Origin of the sequence: Buttiauxella agrestis ATCC 33320 (genome assembly GCF_000735355.1) — a bacterium.
Lineage (GTDB): Bacteria > Pseudomonadota > Gammaproteobacteria > Enterobacterales > Enterobacteriaceae > Buttiauxella > Buttiauxella agrestis.
Map to the genome: position 1 here is coordinate 112,457 of NZ_JMPI01000063.1, position 19,355 is coordinate 131,811.

At 50.6% G+C, this 19,355-nt stretch carries 15 protein-coding genes; 3 read left to right on the plus strand and 12 right to left on the minus strand.

Features of this window, described 5'->3' with window-relative positions; all coding sequences use genetic code 11:
* Positions 1 to 20 precede the first annotated feature (20 nt).
* Positions 21 to 290, plus strand: a complete 270-nt coding sequence (locus tag GBAG_RS18120) for a PAAR domain-containing protein (protein ID WP_246864890.1) — start codon at positions 21 to 23, stop codon at positions 288 to 290.
* Between the two features lie 9 nt (positions 291 to 299).
* Here GBAG_RS18120 and mtgA read toward each other — a convergent pair whose 3' ends face one another.
* From mtgA to mnmL, 4 genes are all read right to left on the minus strand, one after another.
* Positions 300 to 1,028 carry a monofunctional biosynthetic peptidoglycan transglycosylase gene (gene mtgA, locus GBAG_RS18125; RefSeq protein ID WP_034498873.1) on the minus strand — a complete coding sequence of 243 codons (729 nt, stop codon included), beginning with the start codon at positions 1,026 to 1,028 and terminating at the stop codon, positions 300 to 302.
* Positions 1,025 to 1,678, minus strand: coding sequence for an isoprenoid biosynthesis glyoxalase ElbB (elbB, locus tag GBAG_RS18130; RefSeq protein ID WP_034498874.1), 654 nt, complete (start codon positions 1,676 to 1,678; stop codon positions 1,025 to 1,027). Before elbB ends, mtgA begins: the two co-directional genes overlap by 4 nt.
* Positions 1,679 to 1,913: 235 nt before the next feature.
* The gene (gene arcB, locus GBAG_RS18135; RefSeq protein WP_034498875.1) at positions 1,914 to 4,262 is read right to left on the minus strand and encodes an aerobic respiration two-component sensor histidine kinase ArcB; all 2,349 of its coding nucleotides are present in this window, start codon (positions 4,260 to 4,262) and stop codon (positions 1,914 to 1,916) included.
* A gap of 61 nt (positions 4,263 to 4,323) precedes the next feature.
* Complete coding sequence (mnmL, locus tag GBAG_RS18140; RefSeq protein ID WP_034498876.1) at positions 4,324 to 5,256, minus strand: tRNA modification radical SAM protein MnmL/YtqA; 933 nt, start codon at positions 5,254 to 5,256, stop codon at positions 4,324 to 4,326.
* A gap of 680 nt (positions 5,257 to 5,936) precedes the next feature.
* Here mnmL and gltB point away from each other — a divergent pair.
* A complete protein-coding gene (gltB, locus tag GBAG_RS18145) occupies positions 5,937 to 10,394 on the plus strand; it encodes a glutamate synthase large subunit (RefSeq protein ID WP_072011213.1) in 4,458 nt (1,485 codons plus the stop codon).
* A 9-nt stretch (positions 10,395 to 10,403) separates the two neighbouring features.
* Positions 10,404 to 11,822, plus strand: coding sequence for a glutamate synthase small subunit (locus GBAG_RS18150; protein WP_034498877.1), 1,419 nt, complete (start codon positions 10,404 to 10,406; stop codon positions 11,820 to 11,822).
* A gap of 59 nt (positions 11,823 to 11,881) precedes the next feature.
* Here the strand turns inward: GBAG_RS18150 and GBAG_RS18155 are convergent, their stop codons facing one another.
* The 8 genes from GBAG_RS18155 to zapE form a co-directional block, all read right to left on the minus strand.
* On the minus strand, positions 11,882 to 13,375 hold the full coding sequence (locus GBAG_RS18155) for an MFS transporter (RefSeq protein ID WP_034498878.1): 1,494 nt from the start codon (positions 13,373 to 13,375) through the stop codon (positions 11,882 to 11,884).
* Positions 13,376 to 13,465: 90 nt separating this feature from the next.
* Positions 13,466 to 14,365: an N-acetylneuraminate lyase gene (nanA, locus tag GBAG_RS18160; protein WP_034498879.1), complete on the minus strand. Its 900-nt coding sequence runs from the start codon at positions 14,363 to 14,365 to the stop codon at positions 13,466 to 13,468.
* 180 nt (positions 14,366 to 14,545) lie between these two features.
* A complete protein-coding gene (locus GBAG_RS18165) occupies positions 14,546 to 15,328 on the minus strand; it encodes a transcriptional regulator NanR (RefSeq protein ID WP_034498880.1) in 783 nt (260 codons plus the stop codon).
* 185 nt (positions 15,329 to 15,513) lie between these two features.
* Complete coding sequence (gene sspB / locus GBAG_RS18170; protein ID WP_034498881.1) at positions 15,514 to 16,011, minus strand: ClpXP protease specificity-enhancing factor; 498 nt, start codon at positions 16,009 to 16,011, stop codon at positions 15,514 to 15,516.
* Between the two features lie 3 nt (positions 16,012 to 16,014).
* On the minus strand, positions 16,015 to 16,656 hold the full coding sequence (gene sspA, locus GBAG_RS18175) for a stringent starvation protein SspA (RefSeq protein ID WP_034498882.1): 642 nt from the start codon (positions 16,654 to 16,656) through the stop codon (positions 16,015 to 16,017).
* A 323-nt stretch (positions 16,657 to 16,979) separates the two neighbouring features.
* Positions 16,980 to 17,372, minus strand: coding sequence for a 30S ribosomal protein S9 (gene rpsI, locus GBAG_RS18180; protein WP_034459799.1), 393 nt, complete (start codon positions 17,370 to 17,372; stop codon positions 16,980 to 16,982).
* 14 nt (positions 17,373 to 17,386) lie between these two features.
* A complete protein-coding gene (gene rplM / locus GBAG_RS18185) occupies positions 17,387 to 17,815 on the minus strand; it encodes a 50S ribosomal protein L13 (protein WP_034459800.1) in 429 nt (142 codons plus the stop codon).
* Between the two features lie 248 nt (positions 17,816 to 18,063).
* Positions 18,064 to 19,182 carry a cell division protein ZapE gene (zapE, locus tag GBAG_RS18190; RefSeq protein WP_034498883.1) on the minus strand — a complete coding sequence of 373 codons (1,119 nt, stop codon included), beginning with the start codon at positions 19,180 to 19,182 and terminating at the stop codon, positions 18,064 to 18,066.
* Between the last annotated feature and the right edge of the window lie 173 nt (positions 19,183 to 19,355).

A 19,355-nucleotide genomic window follows, 5' to 3' on the forward strand; every position in this document is an offset into this window, starting at 1 on the left:
AGGAATAAACAATGAGAGCAATGATGACTCAAACCTGCCCAACAACAACGGGCGGGAAAATACTTGAAGGTGTTCCGACGATCACCATCGCAGGATTACCGGTTGCACTGATCGGAATGAAAGCTTCCTGCCAGGTTTGTAAAGGAGTCGGGGCAATCACCCCCTTGGGTCCGCATCTGCAGACATTCAACGATATCCCCGTAGCTCTTCAGGGGGATATCGTTACTTGTGCTTGTCCTAAAGGGAGTAATACTCTTTTGCCACTGGTGCCAACGGTAACGGTTTTATAGTTGTCTAACTCACTTCAATTCATGCTGCGCCATAAACGATTCGCCACCTAGCTGGCGCATCTGGCGCAAAATCCATTGCTGGCGCTGCCGAACATAACCTGAAGGTGCATTCGCTTTAAAGCGAATGGGATTAGGTAATACTGCGGCAAGCAAAGCAGCTTCCGAGGCCGTCAGGCGACTTGCTGGTTTATGGAAGTAACGCTGCGAAGCTTCTTCCACGCCAAAAATTCCGTCACCAAATTCTGCGATATTCAGATACACCGTGAGAATGCGGCGTTTCGTCCACACCACTTCCATACCGAGCGTTATTCCCGCCTCCAGGCCTTTGCGAACATAGCTCCGTCCATCCCATAAAAACAAGTTTTTCGCCGTTTGCTGGGAAAGCGTTGACGCACCGCGAACGCGATTTTCATTGCGTTCATTGTGTGCAATGGCTTTTTCAATCGCGGAAACATCAAACCCCCAATGGTCCGGGAATTTCTGATCTTCTGCCGCAATAACTGCAAGCCCCATCCACGGTGAGATTTCGTCCATGCTGACCCAATCTGAATGCGCCACGTAACCAAAATCACCTGAGAACCAGGCGCTGAATTGCCGTTCGACCATGACTGCCGAAAACGGTACCGGCATAAAGCTGAACAGGATTATCCCTACCAACCAAACTCCCACCAGCGCCAGCGCAAAGCGTAATAGCCAACGCTTGAGGGTGGATAAGAGCGCAACACGCCCTTTCTTCATGCAATCATACTCACAACGCGAGCCACCAGTTTTTCTATACCTAATGCCGCTTCATCAATGCGTGTGGCCAACATATAAGCAGGCGTCGTCACCACTTTGTGTTCTTCATCAACCACGATGTCGTCAACCGGACATGGAACATGTTCAGCCCCCATCTCTTCAACAATTTCTGCCGTATCAATATCAGTGCCGATGGTCAAACGCACCGGAACATCGAGAATTTTTGGCAGCATCACCGGGGCAATACAGATAAAGCCAAGCGGTTTACCCTGTGCATGGCAATCGCGAGCCAGACGACGTAAATCAATATCCACCACGCACTCGCTGCCGAGACTTGCAAAATTGCACAGGTTTTTCGCTGCCCCAAAACCACCAGGAACGATCAGCGCATCCAATTCGCTGGCATCGGCCTGAACCAATGGCGTCACCACTCCACGGGTGATTCGAGCCGCCTCAACAAGCACATTTCGATGCTCTAAAGACTCATTATTAGCGAGGTGATTAATAACATCTGCTTGAGGTTTGTCGGGTGCAAAGCAAACAGCTTCAGCGCCAGAGCGAGCGATTGCTAACAGGGTAATAACAGCTTCCTGAATTTCGCTTCCGTCGTAGACCCCGCAACCACTGAGCACCACACCAATCTTCTTCATTCAGCTATTCCTTTTCATCACGCGACTTCCATCATTAGTTATGACGATTTGATCGCTATGCTTCACACATTTTACTGTTTCATGTAACAAACTATTTAAGATTTGCTATCTTAATGCCTGAGCAGCACACGAGATTATCGGCTGCGCCATTTGGATAAAGACTTATAACTCAACGGCGCAGCCTACTTTTTCCCTGGTGTTGGCGCAGAATTCGCGCACCCCGGTTTATCCGGGGTCATTTTTTGGGAGCGTTTGCAACCCAAGCTTTCAGAACGTCAACATCGTGCTGCCATTCTTGTTTCAACTCTTCAATCCATTCACCCACGTTTTCCGACCAGGCAGGTAAATCCGGTGACTGAATTTGCTGGGCAACTTGCTGCAAATGGCGCAACCCTACAGAACCCGCAGCGCCTTTAATCTTATGCCCCTCTTCCACAACCCCTTTCTGGTCGCGAGCCGTCATGTTGGAGTCCAGCACACTCAGGTAGCCCGGCATCATTTTTTCAAACATCGCCAGCCCATCAGTAATCAGTTTTGGCCCGACAAGCTCCATATACTGCTCAAGCATCGGGATATCGAGCAATGCTTGCTGTTTTTCGCTATTAACTTGAGGCACTTGAGACTCCTTCTTAGACTCTGACTGTTGGTTGTCCCAGAATTTTTGGATCATCGCCATTAACGCCGGAACCGAGAGGGGTTTGCTCAGCACATCGTCCATGCCGGCATCCAGATACTCTTTTTTATCTTTCAATACGTTAGCAGTCAATGCCACCAGCGGTGGTAAATCTTCACGCGCATAACGCGTGGTCAGTTGCCGGGAAATATCCAGCCCAGTCATATCAGGTAACTGAATGTCTAAAAGCACCAGGTCATACTCACCTGGGGTGAATTTTTCCAGCGCCTCTTTACCTGTCATCGCAACATCTACGCTGTTGCCAAGTTTCTCGAGCACCGAACGCGCAACAATCACGTTGAGTTCAATATCTTCCACCAGCAGAACGTGCAATGCAGGCAGAGGCATTTCGTCATCGTCGAGCGTGTCTTCGATTTCATCCGCCACGCGAGGAGCCTGGATGGTCAAAGTAAATAGCGAGCCTTCACCCGGCTTACTGCTGACGGTAATATCACCGCCCATACTCTTCGCCAGGCGGCGCGACACCGCCAAACCAATCCCGGTACCCGTTGCCGGTTTACCACCGTGGCTATCTTTCACCTGATAGTACATGGCGAAGATTTTGTCCTGCTCATCCTGCGGGATGCCAATGCCAGAATCCTGGACTTCAAAGCGTAAGGTATTTTCTTCTTCATAACGCACGCGCACCGAAACCAGGCCGCCTTTTGGCGTAAATTTCACGGCGTTGCTGATGAGATTCCAGAGGATCTGGCGCAGGCGCGTACCGTCCGTCACCACTTTATGTGGCAGCGGCAATGTCGGGTTCATTTCCAGCTTCAGTCCTTTTTGCTGCGCCTGCAAACCAGAAAGGTTTTCCAGGTCAGCAAGGAAACTGGTGAAATCGATTGGCTGGTTATCAAGCTGAACCTTGCGGCGTTCAAGCTTATCCATATCAATGATATCGTTGAAAATATTACCCAGAGTTATCGCTGAAATATGAATCGTTTTGAGGTAATTGGTCTGTTCCGGGTTAAGCTCAGTATCAAGCAATATGCGGCTTAAGCCGACGATACCGTTTAGCGGTGTACGCAGTTCATGGCTGATCGTCGAAATGAATGTGGTTTTATCACGGCTGGCGCGTTCAAGCGCATCCTGGTAACGCTTACGCTCGGTAATGTCGCGGCCAAAGCCCATTAAACCATGGCGTTTGCCGACCCGGTCGTAGTAGGGAACTTTACGGATTTCAAAACACGCCTTACGGCCATCCGGATAATCCAGCCATTGTTCGTAGGTTAGCGACACATTATGACGGAACACTTTCTCGTCGGTTTCGATAACCTTCTGCGCCGCTTCTGGCGAATAGACATCTTCCGGTTTCAGGCTTATCAGCTGCTTCTCACTCTTACCGGTCAACAGTTCCATCGCACGGTTACAGCCTGAGAACTCTTTGTCTTCGTTACGATAGAAAACCAAATCTGGAGAGGCATCGAGGAATGAACGTAAAAATGAAGATTGTTGCTCAAGCTGGATTTGCGTCTCTTCGCGTTCCTGCATCTCAACTTTGAGCTGCTCAAGCATCGTCTGACGTTCGTCTTCCGCTTTCACACGGTCAGCAATTTCCTGGTTCAATTGCGCGATATTGTCTTTGAGCTGCACATTGAGTTTCAGATCTCGCTCGCGCATCTCTTCGAGTTTTTGCACCAGTTTTGACAGCCGCTGCCTCGACTCTTCAAGTTGTTCAACGACCACAGAAAGGAAATAGACGGCCCATGGCGTAATTAACAGGCCAAAAAAGATGGAGCGCACAACATCAATGCTTTCAACCTGGCCGCGCAACAGCATCGTCACGGCCATTTGCACCACAATAGCCAGCACCACCAGGGCGGAGGCCAGCAACAAAGAGAAGCGCACTAATCCGAGCTTCACCATCAAATCAACGTAATATTGTGCCAGTAACCGGATTTGCTTCATGGAACGTTTCCCTCGCCTTCAATCTGCTAAATATACCGCAAAAAGATCTCACGCTCAGGATTTACAACAGAATTGTCGGGTTCCACGGGGTACCGAGTGCCGAGCCTTGCGTACCGTGCTCATTCAGATAGCTGTCAATCGCCCCCATTCCGCTCCAGCGGTTCTCACACCACAGCGGTGCCAGCAACGTGGGTCGGCGGGCATTAGCCGAAATACGATGGAAGACGACATCAAGCGGAGTATGGCGAATCATCTCACCGGCAGTTGTCGCATACTCTTCTAATTCAATCGCCTGTAAGCGCCCTACCTGCCAGCTTTTAGCCATCGTGCTGCCACTCACTATGTGCAGAGGGTGGAGCTTGATGCCATCAACGCCGGTTTCGACCACTTTCTCCAGCGTCTCCATGCAGTGCTCCTGCCCTTCACCCGGCAGGCCGACAATCAGATGGCTACAGACTTTCAGGCCACGTGCACGAGCACGGCGAGTGGTTTCCTGGTAACAGGCAAAATCATGCCCGCGATTGATACGATGCAGCGTTTTATCATGTGCCGTTTGCAGTCCCAGTTCTAACCAAACCTCATAGCCTTTTTCATGATATTCACTGAGCAAATCCAGCACGCTATCCGGTACGCAATCCGGGCGCGTCCCGACGCATAACCCCACAATGCTCGCCTGGCTGACAGCCTGTTGATACATCGAGCGCAGCACCTGCACTTCGGCCCATGTGCTGGTGTATGCCTGGAAATAGGCAAGGTAGTGTTGAGCGCGATTGACGAGTTGCGACTGGCGCTCGAGTTGGTCGGCGATAGAGTGGTTTTGTTGGGCTTCATCGGCAAATGACGCAACATTGCAGAACGTACAACCGCCACGACCAATTGTGCCATCACGATTTGGGCAGCTAAAACCGCCGTGCAGCGTGAGTTTATGGACTTTATGACCATACCGACGCTGAAGATCGCCACCAAACATATTGACTAATTTTTGTAACTGCATAATCTGATGGGCCGCCCTGTAAAAGGGACGTAGCCTGCCATTATCTGCCCAATTTAGCGATGACCTGGATCAATCGCTCTGGCGCAGCTTTATCCATTGAATATAAATTCACAATTAGTGCAATTTTACGCATCTAAAAGATGATTACTTTTCCTTATGTTGACCCGCTATTTTTAAAGAATATGTGCCCTTGTGAAAAACAGTGTCATACAACACGCGAAACCGCGTTGTTAGCATAAGATCCTGCCAATAACATCATTGCCAGCATGGTCTGGAATTTTGCAGCCTCTCATACAGTGAGAGAGATCACATAACCCAAGCGATTCCCTTGCCGTTTAAATACGATAAAAATGATAATAAAATGTTTAATTTCATAACGTTAAATGTCATTTAGCACATATTTGTATAAATAAGAATGCCATTTGACCTGTGTGCGCTTTCCCGATAACTTGGAAATCCGCTGGAAGCTTTCTGGATGGGTTCTGTGCCCATCATATTTATGCAGTAATTAAGATTCCCTCTAAAGCAAGTCCTCAATACTTGTGCAACCGGATGCGTTAGACATAAAGAGGGCGACACGCGAGGTAAGCGTAGATGCGCAAACCCCGTCGCCATGCCCTTGCTGCGTCTGGACGCAAACGGTATCGGGAATCACGTAGAGCCTGGGGAGGTTCACTGATATGTTGTACGATAAATCCCTTGAGAAGGATAACTGTGGTTTCGGCCTGATCGCCCACATAGAAGGCGAACCTAGCCACAAGGTAGTGCGTACTGCTATTCACGCACTGGCCCGAATGCAACACCGTGGAGCAATCCTCGCCGATGGTAAAACCGGTGATGGTTGTGGCCTGCTGTTGCAAAAGCCTGACCGTTTCTTCCGAATCGTTGCGGAAGAGCGTGGCTGGCGTTTGGCAAAAAATTATGCCGTCGGCATGATTTTCTTAAATAAAGACGACGCTCTGGCGAGCGCAAGCCGCCGCATCGTTGAAGAAGAGTTGCAAAACGAAACCCTGTCGATTGTTGGCTGGCGCGAAGTGCCAACCAATGAAGACGTACTCGGTGAAATCGCCCTCTCCTCAAAGCCTCGCATCGAACAAATTTTTGTTAATGCCCCGGCTGGCTGGCGTCCACGTGATATGGAACGTCGCCTGTTCATTGCTCGCCGTCGCATTGAGAAACGTATTCAGGACAAAGACTTCTACGTATGTAGTCTTTCAAACCTGGTCAATATCTATAAAGGTCTGTGTATGCCGGCAGATTTGCCGCGCTTTTACCTGGACCTGGCGGACTTACGTCTGGAATCAGCAATTTGCCTGTTCCACCAGCGTTTCTCCACCAACACCGTGCCACGCTGGCCGCTGGCTCAACCGTTCCGCTATCTGGCACACAACGGTGAAATTAACACCATCACCGGTAACCGCCAGTGGGCGCGTGCGCGTACCTATAAATTCCAGACTCCACTGATCCCGGATTTGCATGACGCAGCGCCATTCGTGAACGAAACGGGTTCCGACTCAAGCTCCATGGACAACATGCTGGAACTGCTGCTAGCAGGCGGTATGGATATCGTTCGTGCGATGCGTTTGCTGGTGCCGCCAGCCTGGCAGAACAACCCGAACATGGACCCAGAACTGCGTGCGTTCTTTGACTTTAACTCCATGCACATGGAGCCATGGGATGGTCCGGCCGGTATCGTTATGTCCGATGGGCGCTACGCCGCCTGTAACCTGGACCGTAACGGCCTGCGTCCGGCGCGCTACGTCATCACTAAAGACAAGCTGATTACTTGTGCTTCTGAAGTTGGGATCTGGGATTACCAGCCTGATGAAGTGGTGGAAAAAGGCCGCGTCGGCCCTGGCGAGTTGATGGTTATCGACACGCGTATTGGTCGCATCCTGCATTCAGCTGAAACCGATGCCGATTTAAAAAGCCGCCACCCGTATAAAGAGTGGATGGAGAACAACGTTCGCCGCCTGGTGCCGTTTGAAGATTTGCCAGACGAAGAAGTTGGCTCGCGCGAAATGGATGACGATACACTCGCAAGCTACCAAAAACAGTTTAACTACAGCAGCGAAGAGCTGGATTCTGTCATTCGCGTGTTGGGTGAAAATGGCCAGGAAGCGGTCGGTTCAATGGGTGATGATACCCCATTTGCCGTGCTCTCCAGCCAGCCACGTATTATTTACGACTACTTCCGCCAGCAGTTTGCGCAGGTGACAAACCCGCCAATCGATCCGCTGCGTGAAGCACACGTAATGTCTCTGGCGACAAGCATTGGCCGTGAAATGAACGTCTTCTGTGAAGCAGAAGGCCAGGCCCACCGCCTGAGCTTCAAATCGCCAATTCTGCTGTGGTCTGATTTCCAACAGCTGACCTCCCTTGAAGAACAGCACTATCGCGCAGACACGCTGGACATCACTTACGATGCTTCTGCTCAATCACTGCACGAAACAGTTTCCGCACTGTGCGATGAAGCTGAGCGTATGGTACGCAACGGCACGGTTCTGTTGGTGCTGTCTGACCGTAATATCGCGAAAGATCGCCTGCCGGTTCCAGCGCCAATGGCGGTAGGTGCGATTCAGACTCGCCTGGTCGAGAAGAATCTGCGTTGCGATGCCAACATCATCGTTGAAACCGCAAGTGCACGTGACCCGCACCACTTCGCTGTTCTGCTTGGCTTTGGCGCGACGGCAATCTACCCGTACCTCGCCTACGAAACGCTGGCGAAACTGGTTGATAACGGCGCGATTGAAAAATCTTACCGCGCAGTGATGCAGAACTACCGCAACGGCATCAACAAAGGGCTGTACAAGATCATGTCCAAAATGGGCATCTCGACTATCGCCTCTTATCGTTGCTCGAAGCTGTTTGAAGCGGTTGGCCTGCATAAAGAAGTTTCTGAGCTGTGCTTCCAGGGCGTTGTTAGCCGTATTGGTGGTGCAGGCTTCAACGACTTCCAACAAGATTTGCTGAACCTGTCTAAACGCGCATGGCTCGCACGCAAGCCGTTGGATCAGGGTGGTCAGCTGAAATACGTTCACGGTGGCGAATATCACGCTTACAACCCTGACGTGGTTCAGACGCTGCAAAAAGCAGTGAACAGCGGCGAGTACAAAGATTATCAGGAGTACGCGAAGCTGGTGAACGAGCGCCCGGTGGCAACACTGCGCGATATGCTCGCACTCGATCCGCAAGGTGAAACAGTCAGAATCGAAGACGTGGAGCCAGCCACTGAGCTGTACAAGCGCTTTGACACTGCGGCGATGTCTATCGGCGCATTAAGCCCGGAAGCACACGAATCCCTGGCAGAAGCAATGAACAGCATTGGCGGGAATTCTAACTCCGGCGAAGGCGGTGAAGATCCTGCGCGTTACGGCACCAATAAGGTGTCCCGTATCAAACAGGTCGCGTCTGGTCGTTTCGGCGTCACCCCGGCTTACCTGGTGAATGCTGATGTCATCCAGATTAAAGTCGCGCAAGGTGCAAAACCAGGCGAAGGCGGCCAGCTACCGGGTGATAAAGTCACGCCGTATATCGCGAAACTGCGTTATTCCGTGCCTGGCGTTACGCTGATTTCACCACCGCCGCATCACGATATTTACTCTATCGAGGATTTGGCGCAGCTGATTTTCGACCTTAAGCAGGTCAACCCGAAAGCGATGATTTCCGTCAAACTGGTTTCCGAACCAGGCGTTGGCACCATCGCGACCGGCGTGGCTAAAGCTTATGCCGACCTGATTACTATCGCCGGGTACGACGGTGGTACAGGTGCAAGCCCGCTGTCATCCGTGAAATATGCCGGCTGCCCGTGGGAACTGGGTCTGGTGGAAACACAGCAGGCACTGGTGGCGAATGGCCTGCGTCACAAGATTCGTCTGCAAGTTGATGGCGGTCTGAAAACGGGCTTAGACATCATCAAAGCCGCGATTCTTGGTGCAGAAAGCTTCGGTTTTGGTACCGGACCAATGGTCGCATTAGGTTGTAAATATCTGCGTATTTGCCACCTGAACAACTGCGCAACCGGTGTTGCAACTCAGGATGAAAAACTGCGTAAGAACCACTATCACGGCCTGCCGTTCAAAGTGACTAACTACTTTGAATTCATTGCTCGTGAAACCCGTGAGTTGATGGCGCAGTTAGGCGTGAAGCGCCTGGTCGACCTGATTGGCCGTACCGATCTGCTCAAAGAGTTGGATGGTTTCACTGCGAAACAGCAAAACCTTGATCTGTCGAACCTGTTAAAAACAGCCGAACCTATGCCGGGCAAAGCGGTGTTCTGCACCGAGAATAACCCGCCATTTGATAAAGGCGACCTGAACGCGCAACTGCTCGCTCAAGCGAAACAGTATGTCGACGACAAACAGAGCAAAACGTTCTGGTTTGATATCCGCAACACTGACCGTTCAGTGGGTGCCACGCTGTCAGGTTATATCGCGACGCATAATGGCGATCAGGGTCTGGCAGCCGATCCGATTAAAGCGCATTTCAGCGGCACCGCCGGGCAAAGCTTCGGTGTGTGGAACGCAGGTGGTGTTGAATTGCATCTGACTGGCGATGCTAACGACTATGTTGGCAAAGGTATGGCAGGCGGTCTGATTTCCTTGCGTCCTCCGGTTGGCTCGGCCTTCCGTAGCCATGAAGCGACCATCATCGGTAACACCTGTTTGTACGGTGCAACCGGCGGCAAACTTTATGCTGCTGGCCGCGCGGGTGAGCGTTTCGCCGTGCGTAACTCCGGAGCCATTACCGTGGTTGAAGGCATTGGCGATAACGGTTGTGAATACATGACTGGCGGTATTGTCTGCATCATCGGCAAAACAGGCGTGAACTTCGGTGCAGGTATGACCGGTGGTTTCGCTTATGTGCTCGATGAGGACGGCGATTTCCGTAAGCGTGTTAACCCTGAGCTGGTTGAGCTTATCAATGTTGAAGAACTGGCCATCCACGAAGAACATCTGCGCGGTATGATTACCGAGCATGTGCAACTGACGGGTTCCCAGCGCGGTGAAGAAATTCTGGCAAACTGGCCGGCATTTGCCTCTAAATTCACGTTGGTTAAACCGAAGTCCAGTGATGTCAAAGCATTGTTGGGTCACCGTAGTCGTTCCGCAGCTGAGCTGCGGGTGCAGGCGCAGTAAGGGGATAAGATGAGTCAAAACGTTTATCAATTTATCGACTTACAGCGAGTTGATCCGCCAAAGAAGCCGCTTAAGATCCGTAAAATTGAATTTGTAGAAATTTACGAGCCGTTCTCAGAAGGCCAGGCTAAAGCGCAGGCAGATCGCTGTCTGTCCTGCGGCAACCCGTACTGCGAATGGAAATGCCCGGTACATAACTACATTCCCAACTGGCTGAAACTGGCCAATGAAGGGCGCATTATCGAAGCGGCTGAACTGTCTCACCAGACAAACAGCCTGCCGGAAGTATGTGGTCGCGTTTGCCCGCAAGACCGTCTGTGCGAAGGTTCTTGTACGCTCAATGATGAGTTTGGAGCCGTGACCATCGGTAACATCGAGCGCTATATCAACGATAAAGCGATTGAGATGGGCTGGAAACCAGATCTGACCGGCGTGAAACAAACCGGTAAACGTGTCGCTATCATCGGTGCTGGTCCTGCTGGCCTGGCATGTGCCGACGTGTTAGCGCGTAATGGTGTGAAAGCGGTAGTTTATGACCGCCACCCGGAAATTGGTGGCCTGCTGACCTTCGGTATTCCAGCATTCAAACTGGAAAAAGAAGTGATGACTAAACGCCGTGAGATCTTCAGCGGCATGGGTATCGAATTCAAACTGAATACTGAAGTTGGCCGCGATGTTCACATTGACGACCTGCTGAAAGAGTTTGATTCAGTATTCCTGGGCGTGGGGACTTACCAGTCAATGCGCGGTGGTTTAGAAAATGAAGATGCGACAGGCGTATTTGATGCCCTGCCGTTCCTCATCGCTAACACCAAGAAAATTATGGGCTTCGGTGATTCACCAGAAGAGCCATATGTGGATATGTCAGGCAAACGTGTTGTGGTACTTGGCGGTGGTGATACCGCGATGGACTGCGTGCGTAGTTCGGTTCGCCAGGGCGCAACGCATGTTATCTGTGCTTATCGCCGTGATGAAGAGAACATGCCAGGTTCTAAACGCGAAGTGAAAAATGCGCGTGAAGAGGGTGTTGAGTTCCAGTTCAACGTGCAGCCGCTTGGTGTGGAAGTGAATGCCAATGGGCGCGTATCAGGCGTGAAAGTTGCGCGTACTGAGCTGGGCGCGCCGGATGCCAATGGCCGCCGTCGTCCGGAAATCGTTGCCGGTTCTGAGCATGTTGTCCCTGCCGATGCCGTCATTATGGCGTTTGGTTTCCGTCCTCACGCCATGCAGTGGTTAGAAAAACACAGCGTTGAGTTGGATAGCCAGGGACGTATTCTGGCACCGGAAGGCAGCGATAATCCATTCCAGACCAGCAACCCGAAAATCTTTGCCGGTGGTGACGCCGTTCGTGGTTCTGACCTGGTGGTTACAGCTATCGCCGAAGGCCGTAAAGCCGCTGATGGGATCCTGAACTTCCTCGAAGTCTAACGAAGTGAAATGCAAAAAAGCCCGGCGATAGTAAAGTCACCGGGCTTTTTTATGCTCTGTTATTTGACCGCTTTTTGCATGACCCGACTTTTAGCCGCGCCCATCTTTACGGCCCCACTAAATGGTTTACCATCAATGGCATCGTGCGTTCGCACCGCATTTGGATGAATCCAGCGCTGAACGCGCGATGGCATATCCAGACCAATCAACAAAATAACCACAAATGTCAGGCTAAACGAAAGCGATGCCAGTGCAGTCCCTAAATCAAGACGTTGCGCAATAGTGGCCCCAATAATCGGAGCGAGTGCCCCGCCTAATGCACCAACGTTATAGGTAAAACCAAGTCCCGCAGCACGCTGTTCAGTATCAAAGTAACCGCCAATCAACTTAGGCAAAATCCCTGAAATTCCCTGGCCTAACATCTGTTGGAAGAACAGCAGTAAACCCAGAACCCAGATATTTCCGCCGCCGATGGCGAAGACAGGAATGATCAGTAGTTGAGACACCAGCAGGCTACAGACATAGGCTTTACGTGTGCCTAACCAATCCCCCAGGAATCCTCCCACGCAACAGCCGACAGCGGCACCAAATCCGCTAAAGAACAGAACATGCGCCACGGTTGTTGGGTTGTAGGCCAGTTCCGTTTTCAGATAGGTGGGTAGCAACGCCTGAATCGGCCAGGAGTAGAGGAAGGCAAAGAAAACGACGACCATTAAGGTCACACCGGTCGGCCAGCGTTTGCCGCTGCTTTGCACCATGAAGCTAATGAATATGGCGGCGCAGATTAAACCCAATACTGCGACAAGTACCGCATTGCCCAGATTACCGGCAAAGCAGAAATACAGCGCTGTTGCGACGACAATCGTCAGGCCAATGTTAATAAACCGATGTTCGCCACGGTACAAAATGTCCACCATGGTTTTGGTCGGTTTTGTATCAGCAAACTTCTCTTTCCAGTCCTCAGCCTCAGGGATGTTTTTACGCAGCCATAACGCGAAAATAATGGGCAAAATACCGATGAAAAACAGCGCGCGCCAACCCCATGCTGGAACCACAACGCTATAGACCTGAGCGGCAATCACTGCGCCGACAGAAAAGCCAGATATCAAAAAGCCACTCGCTTTATTACGCAGATGTTTCGGCCAGCTTTCAATCACATAGGTCGCGCTGGAACCGTATTCACCCGCCATCCCCATGCCAATCAGTAGCCGGGCCAGGAACATAGTGGTAAAACCAGGTGCAAAACCACACGCTAACGTCCCGAAAGAAAACAACACGATACTGGTTATCATGGCGAGTTTGCGGCCATAACGATCGCCCATCGCGCCTAATACCAGCCCACCAAACCAGCGCGAAATAAACGCCGCTGAGATAAGACTCGCCGCCTGAACAGTCGTCAGGCCAAATTCACTTTGAATTTCAGTCAGTACTAACGCTATCAAGACAAAATCAAAACCATCCAATAAGTAGCCAATCCATGCTGCTGAAAATGCTTTCCATTGCGGCTTAGTTAAATGGCGGTACCACGGGATCTGTTGGGCAGTGTTATTCATAAAGCACTCCCGGTGCGAGTTCGCAAAAACCCGCCCTCTGGTTAGGTCTGATTAGGTATGGTCTACGGCACCACGGTTTGCATATGCCATTCAGAGCGCGGCGCGTTCTTTCTGAAGCTGCGCCGCGAGTGCTTTAAGTTCAGGCAGATATTGCTCCTCAACCGATGCAAAAGGTTTGCGACAAAGCGGCACTGCCAGCACATCCATATAATGCAGAATTGTTTTCAGCCCGCGGAAAACACCGACTTTAATCAGCAAATCAATGACCTTGTTGCATTCACTTTGAAGCTGTCTGGCTCGTTGAACATCTCCTTCCTGTACGGCATTTTTAATTGCCATATATCGCCAGCCCATTACGTTGTAAGTGCTGCCAATACCGCCGTCAGCCCCTGCCAACAGACCAGAAGCGAAGATCTCGTCATAACCGTTATAGAGCACAAGATCCGGATGAGCACGACGGATCTGCTCCATCTGATAGAGATCACCCGAGGTTTGCTTTAACGCCCCGACGCCCGGCAAGCTGATTAAGGTATCAATCTGTTCAAGCGAGAGCTTCACACCGCTAAGAGCCGGAATGTTGTAAACCACCATCGGCAACCCACCAGACGAATCAATAACTGCGCGATAGTGGTCACAGTGTTCGTTGAAGCTGAACGGATAGTAAAACGGCGTGACCGCTGAAACGGCATCGAATCCATAACGGTGTGCTGCACTCGCCAGAGTCTGACTCTCATGGGTGCTGATACCACCCACATGTGCAATTAATGTCACCTTGCCTTTCGCTTCTTCGGCGACAATTTCCAGCACTTGCTCACGTTCTTGCGTGGTCTGCAAAAATGCTTCGCCAGTGGAACCACCGACATAAAGGCCATCAATGCCCTGCTCAATATTGAAACGAACCAGACGGCGCAAACTGTCGGTGTCGATCTGTTGTTGCGGGTTAAACGGAGTAAGCAATGCGGGCATCACACCGCGAAGATTCTGTGCCATAAACGCCTCTTTGTTGTCTGATATTCAAATGATAAGGGATACCTTTATACCTGTTATACCAGATCAAAAAGTAAACACCACATATCGAAGAGGTCAGGATGAGATCTGGCTCATATGAAATAATGATGGGTGATCAGAAATTACTTACGTAGAAGTGGGGAGGATCTCAAATTAGCGCAGCTATTTTTTTGCGGTGCGTTTACGGGGCGTGGGGTAATAGGAGGCGAAAACGCTTTTCAGATGAGCCTTTAATGCGCTGTCAGCAGCATCGGGATCGCGTGCAAGGATCGCATTATAAATTTCAATATGCTGCTGATAACTCACATTATTGTGGGCATGCAAAATATCCTGAGCAACCGTTGGCCGCGCGGCAATCAACCAGTCGAGCAAGGCAACGTGCACGGCCATGAAGATCGGATTATCAGGGATCTCTGCCAGTTCACGGTGGAATTCGATGTCGGATCGAATAAAGAGTTCGTTATCATCCAGAGCCTGATTATTCAGCTCAAGCGCTTTTGCAAGGCGGGCTATTTGTTCATCTGTCGCGAATTCAGCGGCATAGCGGACCAGGCTGGATTCAAAGAACATACGTAGCTGTTCGAAATGAGCAATGCCACCTGGCCGCGAAAGGAAATCTTTTGCCACGCCAGATAACTCACCAATAATGGTATCTGCTGAAGGGCGAGATACGCGAGCGCGCTCGCCATTACTGATTTGCACCAAACCTTTTCGTTTTAGTGCTGCCAGGGCTTCACGCACTGAAGGGCGTCCAACATTAAAAAATGCCATCAGCTCACGTTCAGACGGTAATTGCTCACCCTCTGCAAACTCACGTCTGCGAATCATCTGCTCAAGTTCTTCTTCCACCATTTCCGAGAGTTTTTTACGCGCAAGAGGACGACGGCGCATCGTATGCCCGATGGTTTCTGTCATCTCAGATGGTTGCTCGTCAAATGTGCTCATAGCGTCGGGATTTGGCCGTTTTAGGGAAGAAGCATGGCAAATAGTATTGTCGAATCATAACACAGCAAATCTTGGCTTACGTAAAGATGCAGTTGCCAGGTTTATTTAAGGCAATAAAAAGCCAGTCCTGAGACTGGCTTCGATTTGCATTTTTACTGGCAAGCTACGCGGATAATATCTTTGAATTACTTCACTACGCGCAACGCCGGACGACCACCACGCGGAGGTGGCTCGTTATCCGGGTCGTTGTCATCTTCATCGTGATCGGGGCGTGAGCCATCAATCACTTGCATGACCATTTCTGAATCAGACGACAACTGCTCGTTATCATTATGACTTTCAACATCTTCGTCATAACTGGCTTCTGGTTCGAACATTGTACCAGCGCCGTTTTCACGAGCATAAATAGCCAGAACCGCGGCCATAGGAACAAATACCTGGCGTGGCACACCACCGAAGCGCGCGTTAAAACGCACATCACCGTTGGCCAATTCCAGGTTTCCTACTGCACGTGGTGCAATATTCAGGACAATTTGCCCGTCGCGAGCATATTCCATAGGAACATGTACGCCAGGCAATGTCACATCCACCACCAGATGCGGTGTGAGCTGGTTATCCAGCAGCCACTCGTAAAAAGCACGAAGTAGATACGGACGACGTGGTGACAATTGTGACATATCCATCAATTAGCCCCGGGTTTGCAGACGCATTTCGCGCTCAGGCTCGGTCAGAGAAGCGAGGAATGAATCACGCTCAAATACGCGAGTCATATAACCTTTCATCTCTTTAGAACCTGCGCCTGTCAGCTCAATACCCATCTGCGGCAAACGCCACAGCAGTGGTGCCAGGTAGCAATCTACCAGACTGAACTCATCACTCAGGAAGAAAGGTTTCTGAGTAAATACAGGTGCGATTGCCAGCAATTCTTCACGTAATTGCTTGCGTGCAGCATCAGCTTCTTGAGCAGAACCGTTCATCACGATGTGCATCAGGGAATACCAGTCTTTCTGGATACGATGCATGTACAGGCGACTTTCACCACGTGCAACCGGGTAAACCGGCATTAATGGTGGGTGCGGGAAACGCTCATCAAGATATTCCATGATGATGCGGGATTCCCACAGAGTAAGTTCGCGGTCAACCAGGGTCGGTACGCTGTGATTTGGGTTGAGGTCAATCAGATCCTGAGGCAGGTTATCCGTTTCCACATGCTCAATTTCAACGCTAACACCTTTTTCAGCCAGGACGATACGTACCTGGTGGCTATAGATGTCAGTAGGACCGGAAAACAGCGTCATCACCGAACGTTTGTTGGCAGCGACAGCCATGAAAACCTCCAAGTTTATTCAGAAAATTACTGCTAATGGCCGCAGTAAGCGGCAACTAACCTGACCGTTTGATACCCAGATACGCCGGAAAACCACCAGTCGCCAGAAAACAAGGCGAAAACAACCGGATGCCGACCTTTGGGCAGAAAATTGGTTGATAGTTTACCAGATTTTACGGGTTTTGTGGGGAATGGATCTGGAATTCGTCTGAAACACATTCAACATCAAATAGTTAGCAACGCTAAATATAATTTTCAGGCATAAAAAAACCCGGTACAAGACCGGGCTTTTCGCGAATTGTATTCTGCAAAAGCAGAGGACAATTAACGTTTGGAGAACTGAGGACGACGACGTGCTTTACGCAGACCGACTTTCTTACGTTCAACTTCACGAGCATCACGAGTAACGAAACCAGCTTTACGCAGTTCGCCACGCAGAGACTCGTCGTACTCCATCAGAGCGCGGGTGATACCGTGACGGATCGCACCAGCCTGACCAGAAGTACCACCACCTTTAACAGTGATGTACAGATCGAATTTCTCAACCATATCAACCAATTCCAGCGGCTGACGAACTACCATGCGGGCAGTTTCACGACCGAAGTACTGTTCCAGAGAACGTTGGTTGATGATGATTTTGCCGCTGCCCGGTTTGATAAACACGCGAGCTGCGGAACTTTTGCGGCGACCAGTGCCGTAGTATTGATTTTCAGCCATTGCCATAATCCCGATTAAATGTCCAGAACTTGCGGTTGCTGTGCCGCGTGGTTGTGCTCGGTGCCCGCGTAAACTTTCAGTTTACGGAACATAGCACGGCCCAGCGGGCCCTTTGGCAGCATGCCTTTAACCGCGATTTCAATCACACGCTCAGGACGGCGGGCAATCATCTCTTCAAAGGTCGCTTGTTTGATACCACCGATGTGGCCGGTGTGATGGTAATACACTTTGTCAGTACGCTTGTTGCCGGTTACAGCAACTTTTTCTGCGTTCAGAACGATGATGTAATCACCAGTATCAACGTGCGGAGTGTATTCCGCTTTGTGCTTACCGCGCAGACGGCGAGCCAATTCAGTAGCCAGGCGACCTAAGGTCTTACCGTCAGCGTCAACAACGAACCAGTCGCGCTGTACGGTTTCTGGTTTAGCTGTAAAAGTTTTCATTAAAAGCTTACCCAATATATAGTTACACGTAGGTGTTCACCCAAACGTTTAAAATCAGTTCAAGGTTCACACGACAAAGTCCGGCAAACCTACCCCTTCGAATAGCCAATGCCAGCACGACCAAGTTTTGGGAAAAAAACTTTGGTTGTAACGTGGGGTCGCAAGATTATAGGGAAGTCGCCCCTAAAGGTCGAACCTTTTTGTAGTTTTTGTCACACTTTATGGTCACTCTGCGTTCAAACTGCGGTTCACGGCATGTGCGACAAGCGTAAATACTCTTCACTTTGCATTTCTTGCAGACGCGACAGACAGCGCTGGAATTCAAAGCGCAATCTCTCCCCCTGGTAAATCTCGAACAGCGGAACCTGCGCTGAAACCACCAATTTGACGTGACGTTCGTAAAACTCGTCCACCAACGCAATGAACCGCCGCGCTTCATTTTCGTTACGGGTGTTCATCACGGGCACATTAAATAGCATCACAGTGTGGAAGAGACGTGAGAGCGCGATGTAGTCATGCTGACTCCGGGCGTCAACGCATAGCGTATTGAAATCTACCGCCAGTGTCTGATTCGCCAAACCTAACGTGGCTAACGGACGGTGGTTGATTTCGAGCACCGGTTCCCCTTCCCTCGCCGTACCTGCTAACGCGGCATAGAGTTTTTCCATCTGCTGCGCGGTTTCGTCGTTCAACGGGGAAAGCCAGAGATGGGCCTGAGTCAGCGTTCGCAGTCGGTAATCAATACCGGCATCGACATTCATCACTTCACAGTGCCGTTTAATCGCATCAATCGCAGGGATGAAGCGCGGGCGCTGCAAGCCGTTACGGTACAATTCATCAGGTGGAATATTAGATGTAGCCACCAGCGTGATCCCACGCGCGAACAAAGCTTGCATCAGCGTGCCAAGCAGCATGGCATCTGTAATGTCAGAGACAAAAAATTCATCGAAGCATAGAACGTCTGTTTCTGCTTTAAAGCGGTCAGCAATCACTTCCAGGGGATCGGTTTGCCCCTGAAGCGCCGCCAACTCTTCATGGACACGCAGCATAAAACGGTGGAAATGCAGCCGTAACTTGCGTTCGCCAGGTAGACTCTGAAAAAACATATCCATGAGCCAGGTTTTCCCACGCCCTACTCCGCCCCACATATACAGCCCGCGAACCGATTCCTGACTCACCGCGACATTACGTTTGCCAAAGAGTTTGCCAAAGAAACCACCATTCACAGGCTCAGTCGGCTTTTGCTCGCTCAAAGCCTGCCAGATAGCGTCCAACCGGGTTACGGCCTCACGCTGAACATCATCAGGTTGGTAGCTGCCCTCATTCAGGGCTTGTTGGTAGCGCGATGCTGGGGAGAGATTTTGCATGGTATTATGGTATTTCCTTAAAAATCGGATTGCCGTTTACTTAATGCTCAAAAAGGGACGGTTGTCGAAAAAAGGCCGTTCTACCCTAAGCGATGCTGCGTCAGGATTCCACTTCTCTTAGGTTAACGGTTATAGTGGCTACATTACCCTACGGAAACACAAGACAACGGGAG

What these genes read in the sequence shown, in the direction of transcription:
- GBAG_RS18165 (WP_034498880.1), bottom strand. Translation starts at nt 15,328, where the DNA reads ATGAGCACATTTGACGAGCAACCATCTGAGATGACAGAAACCATCGGG.
- elbB (WP_034498874.1), bottom strand. Translation starts at nt 1,678, where the DNA reads ATGAAGAAGATTGGTGTGGTGCTCAGTGGTTGCGGGGTCTACGACGGA.
- GBAG_RS18155 (WP_034498878.1), bottom strand. Translation starts at nt 13,375, where the DNA reads ATGAATAACACTGCCCAACAGATCCCGTGGTACCGCCATTTAACTAAG.
- nanA (WP_034498879.1), bottom strand. Translation starts at nt 14,365, where the DNA reads ATGGCACAGAATCTTCGCGGTGTGATGCCCGCATTGCTTACTCCGTTT.
- rpsI (WP_034459799.1), bottom strand. Translation starts at nt 17,372, where the DNA reads ATGGCTGAAAATCAATACTACGGCACTGGTCGCCGCAAAAGTTCCGCA.
- gltB (WP_072011213.1), top strand. Translation starts at nt 5,937, where the DNA reads ATGTTGTACGATAAATCCCTTGAGAAGGATAACTGTGGTTTCGGCCTG.
- arcB (WP_034498875.1), bottom strand. Translation starts at nt 4,262, where the DNA reads ATGAAGCAAATCCGGTTACTGGCACAATATTACGTTGATTTGATGGTG.
- mtgA (WP_034498873.1), bottom strand. Translation starts at nt 1,028, where the DNA reads ATGAAGAAAGGGCGTGTTGCGCTCTTATCCACCCTCAAGCGTTGGCTA.
- GBAG_RS18120 (WP_246864890.1), top strand. Translation starts at nt 21, where the DNA reads ATGATGACTCAAACCTGCCCAACAACAACGGGCGGGAAAATACTTGAA.
- sspA (WP_034498882.1), bottom strand. Translation starts at nt 16,656, where the DNA reads ATGGCTGTCGCTGCCAACAAACGTTCGGTGATGACGCTGTTTTCCGGT.
- sspB (WP_034498881.1), bottom strand. Translation starts at nt 16,011, where the DNA reads ATGGATATGTCACAATTGTCACCACGTCGTCCGTATCTACTTCGTGCT.
- rplM (WP_034459800.1), bottom strand. Translation starts at nt 17,815, where the DNA reads ATGAAAACTTTTACAGCTAAACCAGAAACCGTACAGCGCGACTGGTTC.
- GBAG_RS18150 (WP_034498877.1), top strand. Translation starts at nt 10,404, where the DNA reads ATGAGTCAAAACGTTTATCAATTTATCGACTTACAGCGAGTTGATCCG.
- zapE (WP_034498883.1), bottom strand. Translation starts at nt 19,182, where the DNA reads ATGCAAAATCTCTCCCCAGCATCGCGCTACCAACAAGCCCTGAATGAG.
- mnmL (WP_034498876.1), bottom strand. Translation starts at nt 5,256, where the DNA reads ATGCAGTTACAAAAATTAGTCAATATGTTTGGTGGCGATCTTCAGCGT.